13 protein-coding genes are annotated in these 15,474 nt (G+C 44.0%); 10 read left to right on the top strand and 3 right to left on the bottom strand.

Annotated features, from left to right (window positions below; genetic code table 11):
- Positions 1 to 13 precede the first annotated feature (13 nt).
- The 3 genes from rsgA to spoVM all read left to right on the top strand — a co-directional run bounded on the left by rsgA (position 14) and on the right by spoVM (position 1,845).
- Positions 14 to 919 carry a ribosome small subunit-dependent GTPase A gene (rsgA, locus tag ACFWMP_RS02630; RefSeq protein ID WP_042187397.1) on the top strand — a complete coding sequence of 302 codons (906 nt, stop codon included), beginning with the start codon at positions 14 to 16 and terminating at the stop codon, positions 917 to 919.
- Between the two features lie 3 nt (positions 920 to 922).
- The gene (rpe, locus tag ACFWMP_RS02625) at positions 923 to 1,588 is read left to right on the top strand and encodes a ribulose-phosphate 3-epimerase (protein ID WP_060622282.1); all 666 of its coding nucleotides are present in this window, start codon (positions 923 to 925) and stop codon (positions 1,586 to 1,588) included.
- Between the two features lie 176 nt (positions 1,589 to 1,764).
- Positions 1,765 to 1,845, top strand: coding sequence for a stage V sporulation protein SpoVM (gene spoVM / locus ACFWMP_RS02620; RefSeq protein WP_020431362.1), 81 nt, complete (start codon positions 1,765 to 1,767; stop codon positions 1,843 to 1,845).
- A 108-nt stretch (positions 1,846 to 1,953) separates the two neighbouring features.
- On the opposite strand, the gene rpmB is transcribed toward spoVM, so the two are convergent.
- Complete coding sequence (gene rpmB, locus ACFWMP_RS02615) at positions 1,954 to 2,142, bottom strand: 50S ribosomal protein L28 (RefSeq protein ID WP_036686205.1); 189 nt, start codon at positions 2,140 to 2,142, stop codon at positions 1,954 to 1,956.
- Positions 2,143 to 2,333: 191 nt separating this feature from the next.
- Here rpmB and ACFWMP_RS02610 point away from each other — a divergent pair, with 191 nt between their 5' ends.
- The 4 genes from ACFWMP_RS02610 (at position 2,334) to ACFWMP_RS02595 (ending at position 7,481) form a co-directional block, all read left to right on the top strand.
- Positions 2,334 to 4,118 carry a DAK2 domain-containing protein gene (locus ACFWMP_RS02610; RefSeq protein ID WP_042187402.1) on the top strand — a complete coding sequence of 595 codons (1,785 nt, stop codon included), beginning with the start codon at positions 2,334 to 2,336 and terminating at the stop codon, positions 4,116 to 4,118.
- 84 nt (positions 4,119 to 4,202) lie between these two features.
- Positions 4,203 to 5,066: a DegV family protein gene (locus tag ACFWMP_RS02605; RefSeq protein ID WP_042187404.1), complete on the top strand. Its 864-nt coding sequence runs from the start codon at positions 4,203 to 4,205 to the stop codon at positions 5,064 to 5,066.
- Positions 5,067 to 5,075: 9 nt separating this feature from the next.
- On the top strand, positions 5,076 to 7,127 hold the full coding sequence (gene recG / locus ACFWMP_RS02600) for an ATP-dependent DNA helicase RecG (protein ID WP_076282907.1): 2,052 nt from the start codon (positions 5,076 to 5,078) through the stop codon (positions 7,125 to 7,127).
- A gap of 66 nt (positions 7,128 to 7,193) precedes the next feature.
- Entirely contained in the window at positions 7,194 to 7,481 is a 288-nt protein-coding gene (locus ACFWMP_RS02595) for a stage VI sporulation protein F (protein ID WP_042187408.1), read from the top strand.
- A gap of 583 nt (positions 7,482 to 8,064) precedes the next feature.
- On the opposite strand, the gene ACFWMP_RS02590 is transcribed toward ACFWMP_RS02595, so the two are convergent.
- Complete coding sequence (locus ACFWMP_RS02590) at positions 8,065 to 8,925, bottom strand: YitT family protein (protein WP_339247458.1); 861 nt, start codon at positions 8,923 to 8,925, stop codon at positions 8,065 to 8,067.
- Positions 8,926 to 9,794: 869 nt separating this feature from the next.
- Between ACFWMP_RS02590 and ACFWMP_RS02585 the strand changes: the two genes are divergently transcribed.
- Both ACFWMP_RS02585 and ACFWMP_RS02580 read left to right on the top strand, forming a co-directional pair.
- Positions 9,795 to 10,208: a DUF2500 domain-containing protein gene (locus tag ACFWMP_RS02585; RefSeq protein WP_379421832.1), complete on the top strand. Its 414-nt coding sequence runs from the start codon at positions 9,795 to 9,797 to the stop codon at positions 10,206 to 10,208.
- 97 nt (positions 10,209 to 10,305) lie between these two features.
- Complete coding sequence (locus tag ACFWMP_RS02580) at positions 10,306 to 13,032, top strand: calcium-translocating P-type ATPase, SERCA-type (protein ID WP_379421831.1); 2,727 nt, start codon at positions 10,306 to 10,308, stop codon at positions 13,030 to 13,032.
- Positions 13,033 to 13,127: 95 nt separating this feature from the next.
- Here the strand turns inward: ACFWMP_RS02580 and ACFWMP_RS02575 are convergent, their stop codons facing one another.
- On the bottom strand, positions 13,128 to 14,063 hold the full coding sequence (locus ACFWMP_RS02575; RefSeq protein ID WP_379421830.1) for a C40 family peptidase: 936 nt from the start codon (positions 14,061 to 14,063) through the stop codon (positions 13,128 to 13,130).
- Positions 14,064 to 14,387: 324 nt separating this feature from the next.
- Here ACFWMP_RS02575 and ACFWMP_RS02570 point away from each other — a divergent pair, with 324 nt between their 5' ends.
- A complete protein-coding gene (locus tag ACFWMP_RS02570) occupies positions 14,388 to 15,458 on the top strand; it encodes an ABC transporter substrate-binding protein (RefSeq protein ID WP_042187416.1) in 1,071 nt (356 codons plus the stop codon).
- Positions 15,459 to 15,474 lie beyond the last annotated feature (16 nt).

Below are 15,474 nucleotides of genomic sequence, written 5' to 3'. Positions count from 1 at the left end.
AGGCTCACTATGTATGCCTGAAGGAATAATAGTAAAGGCGTTAAGCGGATATTATTACGTAAAACCGCTTCGTGAAGGATTAATTGCAACAGAGGAAGTTTCAGTTCAATGCAGAGGCCGAGGCATACTTAAGAAAAAGGGGATCGCTCCTCTTGTAGGTGACCGCGTGATCTATATGCTGACTGAGCATGGTGAAGGGATGGTGGATGAGCTTCTCCCTAGAGAATCTGAGTTAATTCGTCCACCTGTAGCGAATGTAAGCCTTGCCGTTCTATTATTTTCTGTACGGGAACCTGATATGAACCTGAATCTATTGGACAAGTTCCTAGTTCATATTGAGCACTCGGGACTGGAACCCTTAATCGTTCTGACCAAACAGGATTTGGCTAATGATAATGGTGAAGCCACTAAGTATGTTAAAGAGCTCTATGAAGATATTGGTTATGAAGTGATGGTTACAAGCTCAATTACAGGAGCTGGCAGTGATGAACTAAGAGAGCGGCTTACTGGTGGTATTAGTGTATTTGCCGGACAATCTGGGGTAGGAAAGTCGACCTTATTGAATCGTATTGTGCCAGGACTTAAACTGGAGACAGGTGAGATCAGCTTACGTTTGGGCCGTGGTCGTCATACTACCCGCCATGTAGAATTGATGGATATTGGCGGGGGCGGCTTTGTAGCGGATACCCCTGGTTTTAGTCAGCTTGATTTTCTTGAGCTTGGTGTTGAAGAGCTCTCTACTTGTTTCCGTGAATTTGCAAACTATGCTGGGGATTGTAAATTCCGTGGTTGTAGTCATCAGCATGAACCAGGCTGCCGAGTCATCGAGGCATGGAAAGCTGGGAATATCGCTGATAGCCGGTATGAACATTACAAATTATTTTTTAATGAAATGAAAGATAAAAAGCGGAGGTACTAAGTCATGATACGAATAGCACCATCTATATTGTCTGCCGATTTCGCAAGTTTAGGTTCAGAGGTAGCAGAAGCTGAGGTCAGTGGCGGGGATTGGATCCATGTGGATGTAATGGACGGTCATTTTGTGCCGAATATAACGCTTGGTCCACCAATCGTAAAAGCGGTCTCGTTACATACCAAGCTTCCACTAGACGTTCACTTAATGATTGAGTCTCCAGAACGTTATATTTCTGATTTTGCTGCCGCAGGCGCTAGTGTGATTACTGTTCACGCTGAGGCTTGCGTTCATTTACACCGTGTGGTGCATCAGATCAAGGAATTGGGTCTTAAGGCAGGAGTAGCTATTAATCCTGGCACTCCGGCATCAGCGGTGCGTGAGGTGCTTGAGGATGTGGATATGGTTCTCGTGATGACCGTCAATCCTGGCTTTGGAGGTCAAGCATTCATTCCTAACACTTTGCGCAAAATTACTCAAATTAGAGAATGGGCGAATGAAGTTAATCCAGATCTACTTATTGAAGTCGATGGTGGTGTTTCGGAAGCTACAGCGCCATTGGTTGTCGGTGCAGGGGCGGATGTTTTGGTTGCAGGAAATGCAGTTTTTGGCCGGAGTGATCGTGCTGCAGCGATCCTTGAGATTCGAGAAGCAGCGGAAGCGGCACTTCGTTAAAAAAATAGGCTATTACGACTAAAGGTATAGGCCAAGTCCTCGACGCATAAATATGGTTACATGAGCAGAAATCTCATGTAGCCTTTTTTGTTTTGGCAGGGAGGACTGCAGTACGTTACCGTTAGAACAAGAAGAAAGTCTCCTGCGTACGGCATGAATTGATGGGAGGGTAAACCATGAAATTTTACACGTTTAAGCTGCCAAGGTTTTTGGGAGGTTTTGTTAAAGCGATTTTGAACACATTTCAGAAGAGTTGATCTTGGGCTTGGAACAGAAAAGAAAACATGAAAAAAAGCACCTTACAAATGTAAAGGGTGCTTTTTGCTTCATATGAGTGATCGCTCGGTCTTTAAAATTGCAAAAGACTAAACGCGTTCAACTTTACCGGCTTTCAAAGCACGGGTGCTGACGTACACGCGTTTTGGTTTACCGTTCACGAGGATACGGACCTTCTGAACGTTAACTCCCCAAGAACGACGGTTGCGGTTATTGGCGTGAGACACGTGGTTGCCGCTGCTCGGTTTCTTGCCTGTTACTGCACATTTGCGGGACATAGATTACACCTCCTTATTCCTAACACCTGCATAAAACAATACTTATCTATAATATCACAGCAAATTTTGCTACGTCAACCGATTCAAAAACATTTATTTCTTTTAATACTTATAGTACAATGTAAATTAGTGCATTATGTCCTGTTAATCATAGAATGATTAGGCATGAAGTTAGGAAGGGGAATTCTCAATTGAGTAAGCGTTCTATAAACGGAACAGATTTTACCGCTATGGTATTGGCTGGAGCGGATAAGCTGCAACAGCATGCAGAACACGTCAATTCCCTAAATGTTTTTCCGGTTCCAGACGGAGATACCGGAACTAACATGAATTTGACGATGACCGCAGGTTCGAATGAATTGAAGAAAAATAATACAACGTCTGTCGGTCAATGTGCAGGTGTACTCTCTAAGGGCTTGTTAATGGGCGCACGGGGGAACTCCGGAGTTATTTTATCTCAATTGTTCAGAGGGTTTAGCAGATCTGCAGCTCAACATGATGAGCTGAACACACAGCAATTTGCTGCTGCATTGCAAAGCGGAGTGGACGCAGCCTATAAAGCAGTTGTAAAGCCTGTAGAAGGAACTATTCTTACAGTGGCTAAAGAGGCTGCAAGACATGCTGTCTACTATGCTCGCCGAACTACAGATGTTACAGAGCTCATGACAGAGGTATTGGCCAAAGCAAAGGAAGCCTTAGCCTATACACCGGAACAATTGCCTGTCTTGAAGCAAGTCGGTGTCGTAGACTCTGGCGGTCAAGGACTGGTCTATATTTATGAAGGGTTTCACCAGCATCTGACGAGCGGAAGCTCCGGTGTATCTGAACCTGTAAAAGGACAACCTCAGGCACCAGTCGTGCCAACACCGGTACCGGTGTTAAAGAAACCAGAAAGCGAACTGTCTTCTGTACAGTCTTCTGCGCAATCACAGCTTTCAACAGAGGACATAGAATTTCTATATGATATGGAGTTCTTCATTAATCGCCAGTTAGGCGGTAACGTGAGAACGGACTTTGATGAGGAAACCTTTAGGAAAGCGTTGTCAGTAAATGGAGATTCCATTATTGTAATTTCGGATGATGAAACCATTAAAGTGCATGTGCATTCCAAGGCTCCAGGTGAAGTTTTGAATCTGGCACTCCTCTATGGGGAAATTACGCAGATTCATATTCTCAATATGCGTGAGCAACACCGCGACTTGTTAACTGCAGGTATGGATATTGCACCTATGCCAGATGTTTTCGCGGATATGCCGGATGAGCAGAGCCGTGTACAATCAGCTCCAGCCGAACCACCAGCAGATGATTTGGCGCCTTACGGCTTCATCGCAGTATCATCAGGAGCTGGGATTGCAGATATTTTCAAAAGCCTCGGTGTGGACGTAGTCCTAGCTGGAGGTCAGACTATGAACCCTAGCACAGAGGATTTCGTGAACGCGATTTCTTCCATCTCTGCGAAGCATGTTTACATTCTGCCGAATAACTCTAATATTGTTCTTGCCGCTCAGCAAGCTAAGGAGCTCTTGGAAGGCGAACGTGAGATTACGGTTATTCCAAGCAAAAGCATTCCTCAAGGAATCGCTGCAGCCTTCGCGTTCCAAGAAGAGGATTCCGTGGAGACTAATTCTGGGAACATGCTAGAAGCAATCTCACAGGTCAAGTCAGGACAAGTAACAAATGCTGTCCGTGATACAAGCTTTGATGATCTGGAGATTAAATCCGGGCAATTTATCGGAATTTCGAACTCCAAAATTGTCGCTGCCGCAGATGATCTGTTAGCTGCAAGTCAGGCGCTGCTGTCCAATATGCTTGAGAATGGCGATGAAATCGTCACGATCCTTATTGGAGCAGAAACTGATTCTGAGGTCACAGATTCCTTAAGCGAGTGGCTGGAAGAGACTTACCCGAATGTGGAAGTAGAGATTCATGAGGGTGGCCAACCCCTTTATTATTATCTTTTCTCCGTAGAGCCATAGGTAGATGCTGAGGGTTCTATAACAGTTCAGGAGCAACTTGCTAATTACGTAGTTGGCAAAATTATAGTATGGGGGAGATAATCCATGAATCGTACCATTATCGTCACCGACAGCACATCTGATATCCCGCCAGCAATGGCGGAAACGTATGGCATTGAGGTCGTCCCTTTGACCTTGATGTTCGGCGAAGAGGCTTTCCGGGACAATCTGGATATGACGCCGGAGCAGTTCTATGAGCGACTTCCCCGCTCGTCACAGTTGCCGACTACTTCTCAACCCTCACCGGTTGAATACATGAATGTGTATCGAGATATTTTGGAACGTTACCCGGGAAGTCCTATCCTTTCGTTTCATATTTCTTCTGGACTAAGCGGTACGTACCAATCAGCACTATTGGCTAAATCGATGTTGGAGGAAGAGGGAGAAGGGATCACTGTAGTAGATTCTCTCTCCGCTTCTTACGGTTTTGGATTTATGGTGGTGGAAGCCGCCAGATTGGCTGCTGAAGATAAGAGTCCCGAAGCGATTCTTGAAGCTGTAGAAAGTCTGCGCCAATCTCGTAAGCTTTACTTCTTGGTAGATACACTTGAATATTTACAAAAAGGCGGGAGAATCGGAAAGGCCTCGGCCATTCTGGGAACGCTTCTTAATATTAAGCCGATCCTGTCTATTGATGCAGAAGGAATAATATATGCGGTGGAGAAAGTTAGAGGCCGTAAGAAGGCTATTGCCCGTATGATTGAATTATTTAAGAAGGATATTCAAGGTGTAGACAAAATCAATGTGGCCGTGGGTCATACGGCTGAACCGGCTTCCGGTGAAGAGTTCCTGAAAGAGCTGTCAGGACATTTTACACTAGAAGAGAAAGTGCTGACGAACGTCGGCCCTGTCGTGGGCAGCCATGTCGGAAACGGTACGTTAGCTGTATTCATTTGGCCTGCAAAATGAGGGATGAATATGACACTGTCATTAAATCAAATTGAAGTAAAAAACATAACTGGCGTGAGTGCTCAAAAGCAAAGCGAGCTTCACGCCTTTGGCGTCTTTACAGTAAAGGATTTGTTAGAGTATTATCCGTTCCGTTATGAGGATTATCGCCCGCGCTCGCTGAGTGAAACCAAACATGGGGATAAAGTGACTACAGAGGCTAAAGTGATCGGTATCCCCGTACTGCAACGTTTTGGAGGCAAGTCACGACTTAGTTGTAAAATGGTTGCTGAGCCTTGGATGTTCACAGCTACATGGTTTAATCGTCATTACGTGCGTGAGCAACTTACTGTGGGAAGAGAAATTGTACTCACAGGTAAATGGGATCAGAAGCGAAATCAAATTACAGTGACGGATTTTGAATTCCCCGATCGTGGGGAAGGGAAGACAGGGACTCTACAGCCGGTCTATTCCGTCGGTGGAAAGATCACGCAGTCGTGGATCAGGAAAAGTATTAATCAGGCGCTTCAACAGTATGGAGATTTAATTCCCGAGATACTACCACATTCTATTATGCGGCAATATGATTTTATGCCCCGTAAACGGGCGATTGCTACCATTCATAGGCCAGAGGATACGCGTGAAGGGCAGCAGGGACGCCGCAGGATGGTGTATGAGGAGTTGTTTCTGTTCCAGTTGAAGATGCAGGCATTCCGGGTACTCAATCGCGGTAGGATGGATGGTGTAGTCCATACCGTAGATAACGCAACCGTGCGCCAGTTTGTTCGCAGCTTACCTTTTGAGCTTACAGATGCTCAGAAACGAGTGGAGCTGGAGATCTTACATGATCTGCGATCACCATATTGCATGAATCGACTGCTTCAAGGTGATGTGGGTTCCGGCAAAACGGTACTAGCTGCCGTCGCGCTTTTTGCCACCGTGCGATCTGGTTTTCAGGGTGCGCTTATGGTGCCCACTGAGATTTTAGCAGAGCAGCATATGCGTTCACTTACGAAGATGTTTGAGCCGTTTGGAATTACGGTTGGTCTGTTAACAGGGAGCGTAACTGGACGGAAACGTAAAGAATTGTTAGCTTCACTACAAATGGGGATGCTCGATATTGTTGTAGGAACGCATGCATTGATTCAGGAGGATGTATTTTTCCGTGATCTGGGTCTTGTAGTTACGGACGAGCAGCATCGGTTTGGTGTAAACCAGCGAGGTGTATTGCGGCGTAAAGGATATAATCCGGATGTACTTACGATGACTGCAACACCTATTCCACGTACACTTGCGATCTCTGTTTTTGGAGATATGGATGTATCCACGCTGTCGGAAAGACCGAAAGGCCGAGTGCCAATAACTAGTTATTGGGTCAAGCATGATCTCATGGATCGTGTCCTAAATCTGATTAAGCGTGAAATAGAGCTGGGACGTCAGGCTTATCTGATCTGTCCGCTCATTGAAGAATCGGAGAAACTGGATGTACAGAATGCTATAGATTTACATATTCAGATGAGCCAAGCTTTTCCTAACTATAAAGTTGGGCTTTTGCATGGAAAGATGTCTCCAGCTGAAAAAGATGAAGTGATGCGAGCATTTTACAACAATGAACTGCAACTCTTAGTATCCACAACGGTTGTAGAGGTGGGTGTAGACGTTCCTAATGCCACGTTGATGATTATTATGGATGCAGACAGGTTCGGATTATCACAGCTGCACCAGCTTCGTGGACGGGTTGGTAGAGGTCAGCATGCCTCTTATTGTGTACTAGTGGCTGATCCGAAATCTGAAATCGGGCGTGAACGAATGACTGCTATGACGGACACCGATGATGGATTTGAGATTTCGCGGAGAGATTTGGAGCTGCGTGGTCCAGGTGATTTTTTTGGAACCAAGCAGAGTGGATTACCGGAGTTTCGCTTGGCGGATATGACGGCTGACTTTGAAGTGCTGGAGCAGGCGCGTGATGATGTGGCAGAGCTGCTTAAGGATGAGAAGTTCTGGACATCTCCTGAATATGCACCTCTTCGGCATTATTTACAAGGCGAGCAAATTTTCCAAGGGGAATTAATTGACTAAGTAGGCACATCTAGCTCCTAAGCCTCATATACTGTGAAAGATTGGATATGACGGGAGGTGCTACACTTGGGTTATCAACAATTCGGAATTAGCCCTCAGCTCGTGGAACGCATCAAGCTGAAGATGAAAAACGCGACTGTCAAAGATCGTATTAAAAATATGATTAACGGCGTCTCGAAACAAGAGCTACAGGACACGGCAGTTGTTCGCAGGTTGGTACGGAATGCGTCTGGTGTACTGAACGAGAAATTGACCTCGACGCAGGAAGACCAAATTGTGAAATTTATTATCGCTCAGAAAATTGATCCAAACAACACCTTCCACTTGATCCGTTTGTGGGGAATGTTCCGTTAGGAAAGTGTGCTAGCGAGTATAGGCTAGATCTTAGGTCTAATTCTCAGCTAGCTAAAGGAGTAGAGGCTGTCTCAAAAGTAGTGAATGCTGCTTTTGAGACAGCTTTTTTTGTGTGAATCAAGGATGAATTCTAGTGAAAAGCAGACAAACAAACACTGGCTCATTAACGTTGATTAATGAACGCTGACTGACGAACACTGATTAACGAACGTAGACTAACCAATAATTTTCCGGCGAGAATCCTGCAATAGTACATCTTTAGATGATACGAGGAGGGTTAATGTATTGATTCCTGCAAATCTGCAGGAATTCTTGCATCAGAAGAAGCTTTCGAGCCATAAATGAGGATATTCCTGTACATTTGCAGGATTTGGGCTTAATGGAGCGGATGTCTGAGCCAAAAGATGTACTTTTGCAGGATATCGTAATTCCAGCGAAAGAACCCCGGTTGATAACGCAAAAGTAGCGCTCCCCCCATACACGGGAGAAACGCTATTTATCTTACGTAGAATCATAAAGGTTACCTTCAAACAAAGAAGACGTAATCATCCTACTCACTATGCTCATCATTCTGACCTAATAGTTAGGATGGCAGATTACTCAATCTTTGATCACTGGCAGCTGATTTGAGCACAATTTGGCTGTCAGGATCACAATTAAGGACGATGGTCCGCAATTGATGTTCTTCCATTTTGTTGATGAGACAAAACAATGTGCTCAGCTCTCCATTTTGCCCGGAGCCTTCAGCAAGCCCAACTTCTCGATTTAATGAGTTTTCGAGAGCTTCCTGGATATCCATGCAACTATTGCTGGTAATCCATGCAGCGCGTGAATCGGATAACCCTCGGAGTGAGAATCTCACACCTTCGAAGGCCAATAAGTAAGCAATAATGGAGTACATGGCTTGCTCCCAGCCAAATAGTGTGCCTGCTATAAGCAAAATAGCACAGTTTAGAATCATGATGACGACTTCGGTTGACTTTGGCGGTCCACCACTCAGAAGTGAATATCCTTGATCACTTGCATGTTTGTTCACACCACCGAATCGGACAGATATACCGATACCGAGTCCTAAACATATGCCACCTGCCATAGCAGCAGGTAAAGGATCACTAATCACTGCAGGAAAACGGTGTAGAGCAAGAGAAGCGATGGTCAAGCAAGCTAATCCTAGAACGGTATACAGAGCAAAGCGAAGATTCACTTGCTTTCGAGACATGAATATAAAAGGTAGATTGAATAGAAAAAGAAACAATCCCAACCGCATTTCAGTGGTATGAGCGAATAATGCCGATAAACCTGTGATTCCACCAACTACAAGCCCATGTGGTATGAGAAATAACTCTAATCCTACTGCGGCAAGTAGTGCTCCTGCAATAACGGTTAGAACTCGGAATACTGAATTTTTACGTAATTGTTTATGTTGTGTTGTCTTTGTCTGCAATGTTTTTCCTCCTTTAGCAGGGGAAACAACCGTATTCATTTTCGTAGGGAGCGACAGCTTTTTTTGGGATAATTTTAGCAGCATGTCACTTCTTTAATTTATATACTGTATCCAATAATTTATAGATCCATTTTGATTCCTATGCTAGAAGTAAGTTTGCATAACAAATTTTTACCGATTCCTGGTAAATCCGATTCTCTATAATCCACGAAAGTCTACCCTGCATTTAGGTGTCTTATAATTATTTCGCTTTCTTCGAATTTTTATCAATGGAAGTTCTAAATGACCTTCAGTAACAATCATTTAAGGTAGATATGAAATTCGCATTGCGTGATATTAGAAAGTGAGAAGTGAATTTTAACAGGTACAGCCGCAGTCGAAGCAAGAATTTATAGATCACAGGACGGAATACAAAAGAAAGCACAGGGAGTATCGCGGCTACCGCAATAGATTTAGTTCCCCACTGTTCAGTTATTTTGATGGCTCCTATTTGAGGAGTTATTTGGGGTACCGTCCTTACGGGAGCTATAAACTTTCGCTCGTAGCGTTCAATTTCGGTTGTCTTTGATTCTTGCTCCGTAGTGAATAATCCTCCAGACCAAACCGGTGGAAAAGAAAACATCATTCCTAGAATTAGGACTATACGAAGAAACCAAAGTAGTGACAAGCGCGCTATATATTGCACCGAAATAACACCTCCCAACTGTATGTAGTATAAAAAGCATACCATACCTTATCATTTGATTCCAAATTGTTTTGTGAAAAAAATTCATTTGAAAACGATGAAAACAAGAAACCGGACGGGAAAAATGACGTATTTCGTAGAAAAGAAGACTTTTATTATCTTGTATCAGTCAGGAGGAATGAATTTGAGCGAATGGCAGGATTTTAACGGTTTTGATAAACGAAGCTTTTTCGGAAGTTTCATTCATGAGATGCCCCTATTTTTTAAATTATTTGCTTTGTTTATTCTAGGTGTTTTCGTCTTTATAATTTATAAATCAGTGAGAAGCTGGATAGCCAACAACGCAAGTCCCTTGATAAAAGCTAGCTCTAAAGCTGTAACGAAACGGACTGAGGTATGGGGTAGATCGGGTGAATCGAGCGCACATACTAGTTATTATGTGACGTTTGAGTTTGAAGATGGTGGACGCTTGGAATTGCAGGTTAGAGATCGGGATTTTGGTCTGATTGTAGAAGGGGATAGAGGAGAACTCCTTTATCAAGGGACTAGATTCAAGAGCTTTGATCGAGTCAAGCAGACGGAACAGCTTAATTTCTAAAATTGTACATAACGTTCTAGAATCACCATGCCTTTTTTGGGTAAGACTCATATGAGAGGTTTTACCAGAATCTCAATCCCGGAAGGAGGCTATTGTCTTGAACTCAAATGATCCAAAATCGCAGGGGCAGGTACCTTTTCATACACTAAGTGAGGAAGAAGTGCTCAAAAGGCTGGAAACAAGGAAAGATGGTTTGTCTTCCGGTGAAGCCGCTAAACTTCTGGAGCAGTATGGGAAGAACGTACTTCAAGAAGCAAAAACCAAATCTCTGCTAGGAAAATTTATTGAACAATTTAAAAATGTAATGATCTTTATTTTGCTAGTGGCGGCAGTATTGTCTGGGGTTTTGGGAGAATGGACAGATACAGTCATTATTTTGTTGGTAGTCATCCTGAATGCGGTACTTGGTGTTATTCAGGAAAATAAGGCAGAGCAGGCGCTAGATGCCCTGAAAAGTATGTCCTCTCCGCATGCCAGAGTGCGGCGTGGAGGTCAGGTCTCAGAGATTAAAAGTGAAGATCTCGTACCTGGGGATATCGTATTGCTGGAAGCTGGAAATGTAGTTCCGGCGGATATTAGACTGTTAGAAGCTGCTTCTTTGAAAACAGAGGAAGCCGCATTGACCGGAGAATCATTACCTTCAGAAAAGAAGATAGGTGTGCTTGAAGGAAGCGATATTGTTATCGGGGATCGCACCAATATGGCTTATATGAGCAGCAATGTAACTTACGGTAGAGCGATTGGTGTCGTCACAGCTACAGGAATGCAGACTGAAGTCGGCAGGATTGCTGGGTTTATCTCGGAGGAAGAGAATGATGTAACACCGCTGCAAAAGAAACTGGATGAACTAGGAAAATATTTCACCTTTATTATTCTTGGTGTCTGTGTAGTCATTTTTGCCGTCGGTATATTTGAGGGTAGAGAGCTGCTGGATATGCTTCTCACCTCGATCTCACTTGCAGTAGCAGCGATTCCTGAAGGGCTGCCAGCAATTGTGACGATTATCTTGGCACTCGGAGTGCAGCGGATGGCTAAACGTAAAGCGATCATTCGCAAACTCCCTGCTGTAGAGACGCTCGGAAGCACCGAAATTATTTGCTCTGATAAGACAGGTACTTTGACTCTAAACAAGATGACTGTCGAAAAAGTGCATGTCAATGGAACTACGAAAGAAGCTGCTGAAGGTCTTGAAGGGACACCGGGTGGTGAACTATTGCTTCAGGCTATGACGCTTTGTAATGATTCCAGCATTGATGAAGGGAATTCCTCTGAAGAACCTGGAGGGAATGATGGAGCTAAGGACCCGCAAACTAAGAGTGGTAAAGCGATTATCGGGGATCCTACGGAAACAGCGTTAGTAGACTACGCGCTCAGTATAGGTACTGACAAAAGGGATTTAGAAAAGAAATTCCCACGTAAAAATGAACTGCCATTTGACTCCGATCGCAAGCTGATGACAACGATTCATGAAGTTGAGAACGGACGTTATCGTGTATTAACGAAAGGTGCACCAGATGTGCTTTTGTCCAAATGCAGCCATATCTTCGTGGATGGAGAGATCGTTCCTTTTAATGATGAACATTCACGACATATCATGGAAAGTAATACAATGCTTGCGAATGATGCACTGCGGGTGTTGGCATTTGCTTTCAGAGATGAACAGCAGCTACCGACTAACCTCTCCCCGGAAGCTACGGAGAAAGAACTTGTATTTATCGGTTTAGTCGGTATGATTGATCCTCCACGAGAGGAAGTACGGGATGCGGTAGCTATCTGCCGTAAAGCGGGGATTAGACCTGTAATGATTACAGGAGATCATCGAGATACTGCAGCGGCCATTGCTAAAAGATTAGGTATTATCGAAGATGAGACGGGCGTATTGACCGGCAGTGAGCTGGATAAATTCAGTGAAGAGGAATTTGCTGAGAAAGTCACTAATTATTCGGTTTATGCACGTGTATCTCCTGAACATAAAGTTCGGATCGTTAAGGCGTGGAGGAAAAAAGGGAAGATTGTTGCCATGACGGGTGACGGTGTGAATGATGCTCCTGCGCTTAAATCATCAGATATCGGCGTCGGGATGGGGATCACAGGAACGGATGTAGCAAAGGGCGTCTCAGACATGGTGCTAGCAGATGATAACTTTACGACCATTGTTGTTGCTGTTGAAGAAGGACGGAAGGTTTACAGCAATATCCGTAAGGCCATCCAGTTCCTACTCTCAGCCAATCTTGGGGAAGTGCTTACGCTATTCATTGCAACCATGATCGGCTGGCGGATACTCGAGCCAATTCATATTCTGTGGATTAATCTTGTTACCGATACCCTACCGGCACTAGCTCTTGGGCTTGAGAAGGCGGGGGATGATTTGATGTCGAAGAAACCACGCAAAGCCAGCAGCAGTATCTTTGCTGGAGGCGTGGGAATCGGGATCATCTACCAGGGTATATTAGAGGCCGCGCTTACGCTGTTTGTATACCAGTGGGCACATACCCATTACAATGAGGGAATTGCGGTTACGATGGCATTCGCCACATTAGGATTGCTGCAAATTTCTCATGCATTTAACGTCAGATCCAATACGAAATCGTTGTTCCAGATTGGCTGGTTCAGCAACCGGTATATGCTGTGGGCATCACTGATCTCTACACTTATGCTGGTGCTGGTGATTATCATCCCAGGACTGAATGACTGGTTTGGTGTCTCACATTTAAGCGGGTTACAGTGGGGAATTGTAATTGCTGCAGCACTGGCAATTATAGTGATTGTAGAGTTAGTAAAGCTGTTTGTACGTTTAAGTGGCAAGGGCAAGAATTGGGATTAAGAATACCGCTTTATGCTGCAACAAAGAAGCCTGAACCCTTCCATAGCGGAGGATTCAGGCTTTCTTTATGGGTGCCTTTAGTCAGTGAATGTAGGTTACAGAATGCGCTGCATATGCAGGATTACGTTGCTCCAATACCCTGAGTCGAGCTCACTGATCTGAACCCCGGGATCACCCCAGGTATGAATGAACTTTCCATCCCCAATGTAGATACCGACATGTCCGGGTATAGCATCACTTTCAAACCGACCTGGGACAGTGAAGAATATAAGATCGCCGACATCTAGTGCACTGCGTTGCACGCGAGAACCTATATTATCTTGATCCTTGGCTAGACGCGGTAAGTTTACACCGAATTGTTTGAATACATGCCTTGTAAAAGAAGAGCAATCAAATTTCTTAGTCTCTTCATAAGGCCCGGTACCGAATTCATAAGGTACACCTAAGAATTTTTTGGCATAAGTAACTAATTCCTTCTTGTCTGCTTCAGAAATGCTTTGGATGTGAAATGGTTTTGATCCATCCAGTGATTTAGCAGATGGTGTTTTTATAATAGCCTCATGGTCGGTCGGTGTGGCTATGTTGATTTCACCAGACTGAGGATTCCAACCCACCTCCGTTTGAAGAAATTTGGATAGGGCTAAAGGTGTGATATAGATTTGACCTTCTTGTCGTCTAGGTGCCTGCGGTAATGTGATTTTCTCACCTAGGGAGAAGACATGAGTAGAACCAGGGCGCAGCATATACATAACATCACTGTAGCCAATTTTGGTGTATCCACCATGAGTAGCATCATCTTTCATTCGATAGCCGAGTGATGTAATCGCAGGTTTGAGTGGAATCCAGTACTTTCCTTGAGCATCGGTGATGGCGGACTTTTCATAATAACTTGAGGCTTGCATGCCATCGGGAGTTACGGCGTTTACCTTGGGTTTTTGTGATTGTGAAGAGTAACCGCATGCGGTACTTGATAAAACGGCAGCGAGCAATACAGTAGCAGTGGATAGTAATTTTTTGTGGTTATTAGGCATATGACACGCTCCATATTCAAACTGTAGTTTAAGTTTGTGCAGGGGGCTTTTTTTTATGTAATGAGGACCAAGGCAATCACTGTAAGACATAACCAAGTCCTTCCTATATTGGTGAGTTATGCGCTATAAAATTTGTATTCTATGGAAGTAGGATAAGTGATTGACGGATAAACAACCTCCATATAATATAGGTTTAATAGATTTCCATCATTATTGTGAGGTACGTGTAAGCTTATGCTTTAATGCTTTTATCGATAAAAGTGATAATGCTGAGTCGCTCACTTTGATGCACGCGTTAATAATCTAATGAAATGGGGTACTTTAATGAAAAAGAGAAACATTTTTGCAGGTTTAAGCTTATGCTTCATGCTAGTAGCTGCTGGCTGTGGCAACAATAATGCCGCTGTAAACTCAGGAAACGCAACAAGCACTGGAAATGCGCCAACGAATGCTGGAACCGCTGATTCCAAAACGTACAAAATCGCAATTTCCCAATACGTAGAACATCCATCACTTGATGCTACACGCGAAGGTATTCTTGCTGCTTTGAAGGATGCCGGGCTTGTTGAAGGAGAGAACCTGAAGGTTGACCTTGAGAATGCTCAAGCTGACCCTGCGAATAACTTGACCATTGCTCAGAAGATTGCAGCTGACACTAATGATTTGGTATTGGCTATTGCAACACCTTCTGCTCAATCGGTTGTTCAAGCGCTTAGTAAATCAAGTAAGGACACTCCGATACTGTTCGCAGCAGTGACTGATCCACTCGATGCAAAGATCGTAACTGATCTGGAGCACCCAGGTGGAAATGTTTCTGGTGTATCAGATACGAATCCTGAAGCTATTAATAGATTAATGCAATTCATTGCTACTCAATTTCCTAATGTGAAGAAGCTGGGCATTGTTATCAATGAAGGTGAACCGAATGCTGTAATTATGGCGGATATTGCTAAGAAAGAGCTGGATAAACATGGTATTGAGCTTGTGAAGGCAGCCATCACAAATACTTCTGAAGTGAAGCAAGCTGCTGAATCACTAGCTGGTCGTGTAGATGCATTCTACATTACTTTGGATAACACAGTAGTGAGTGCTGTTGATACGATTATTCAAACAGCTAATGATAAGAAAATTCCGTTCTTCTCCAGCGACCGGGATACCGTTGAAAAAGGCGCATTTGCAACCGTTGGCTTCAAATATTTCGACCATGGTTACCAAGTTGGACAAATGGCAGTGGACATTCTGAAGAATGGTAAAAAGCCAGCAGATATGAAAGTAACGATGCAAGAAAAGCTCGATCTTATCCTTAACCTTAAAGCGGCTGCCGCACAAGGCATAGAAGTGACGGATGCGATGAAAAAAGAAGTTGCTGATCAAGCTAACAATATTATTCAATAAGACATTCTATAGGGGC

It is taken from the genome of Paenibacillus sp. NPDC058367, from assembly GCF_042723305.1.
In the GTDB taxonomy this organism is placed as follows: domain Bacteria; phylum Bacillota; class Bacilli; order Paenibacillales; family Paenibacillaceae; genus Paenibacillus_AQ.
Note: the sequence above shows the minus strand (reverse complement) of the source record. Positions and strands in the feature narration are given on the sequence as shown.

Bases quoted from the DNA above. Each gene is read 5' to 3' on its own strand.
- ACFWMP_RS02570 (WP_042187416.1), top strand. From the start codon at position 14,388: ATGAAAAAGAGAAACATTTTTGCAGGTTTAAGCTTATGCTTCATGCTA.
- spoVM (WP_020431362.1), top strand. From the start codon at position 1,765: ATGAAATTTTACACGTTTAAGCTGCCAAGGTTTTTGGGAGGTTTTGTT.
- rsgA (WP_042187397.1), top strand. From the start codon at position 14: ATGCCTGAAGGAATAATAGTAAAGGCGTTAAGCGGATATTATTACGTA.
- recG (WP_076282907.1), top strand. From the start codon at position 5,076: ATGACACTGTCATTAAATCAAATTGAAGTAAAAAACATAACTGGCGTG.
- rpmB (WP_036686205.1), bottom strand. From the start codon at position 2,142: ATGTCCCGCAAATGTGCAGTAACAGGCAAGAAACCGAGCAGCGGCAAC.
- ACFWMP_RS02575 (WP_379421830.1), bottom strand. From the start codon at position 14,063: ATGCCTAATAACCACAAAAAATTACTATCCACTGCTACTGTATTGCTC.
- rpe (WP_060622282.1), top strand. From the start codon at position 923: ATGATACGAATAGCACCATCTATATTGTCTGCCGATTTCGCAAGTTTA.
- ACFWMP_RS02605 (WP_042187404.1), top strand. From the start codon at position 4,203: ATGAATCGTACCATTATCGTCACCGACAGCACATCTGATATCCCGCCA.